Source organism: Pseudoalteromonas sp. P1-9, from assembly GCF_001399975.1.
Lineage (GTDB): Bacteria > Pseudomonadota > Gammaproteobacteria > Enterobacterales > Alteromonadaceae > Pseudoalteromonas.
This window is the reverse complement of the sequence record NZ_LKBD01000113.1, coordinates 1-867: the sequence shown is the minus strand read 5'-3', so window position 1 is coordinate 867 and position 867 is coordinate 1. Positions and strand designations below refer to the sequence as shown.

Below are 867 nucleotides of genomic sequence, written 5' to 3'. Positions count from 1 at the left end.
AAGGGTGTGGTTCTTTACTAACTAATGCGATTAAAGTGTGTGAACAGCTACCAGAGGGCTTCGGGAGAAATGCTTGTCGCTCAAGGGCCTTTGTACTTTATATGATTTGCAGAATTTTTAGAGTTGAAGATGAATAGTTTAGATTTCCTTGAATATAAAGAACTGAGTACAGAAGCACTGAAAGTAATGAAAGTTAAAAATTCCTGTGTGAAAGTCAAACTTAACGTCAAGCAAGCGCTAATTTTTAAGCACTTTTCTTCAAGGTTGTTGGAGGCTGAATTATTTTATACAAAAAGCAAAAGCTTTATATTTAAGGTTATTCAGTCGATTTATTCTGCTTACTATGTTTTTAAAACACTTATTTTCTATCCAAAAATTATTGAGCTCCAGACTTTTTTGACTATTAATCCTCCAGTTATGGTTAAAAGTAAGACAATGAACAATGCAGTTGTCTTTGAGTTTACCTATTGAGAACAAAAAATATAAAGACCACCCACCTTAATTAGAAAATTATTGAGGACACCCACTCTAATTTGATTTAGTTTGGGTGTTTTTACGTTTTGGCTAGACAACACACTACCTAATCGACAACACACAAGCTTATGCACAAGTGATTGCAGAAACCGATAGCCTTGGCAGTCGATTAAAAACCTACCTTTACGGTGATGACTTAATCAGTCAAACCGACTCAAACCAAGTAACTAACACCTTCCACTATGACGGCCTTGGCTCAACGAGAAGCTTAAGTGATGACAGTGGTGAACAAAGTGATAGTTATGATTATTTAGCCTTTGGTGAATTACAAAACCAAACAGGCACAACGGACAATAATTACCTTTATACCGGTGAACAATTTGACGGTGATTT

General features: G+C 35.5%; 2 protein-coding genes. Both read left to right on the top strand.

Annotated elements, in window-relative coordinates:
* Positions 1-129 precede the first annotated feature (129 nt).
* On the top strand, positions 130-471 hold the full coding sequence (locus AN214_RS21760) for a hypothetical protein (protein ID WP_054981616.1): 342 nt from the start codon (positions 130-132) through the stop codon (positions 469-471).
* A 139-nt stretch (positions 472-610) separates the two neighbouring features.
* On the top strand, positions 611-867 hold a 257-nt coding region (locus tag AN214_RS21755; RefSeq protein WP_200911160.1), incomplete at its 3' end, for a hypothetical protein.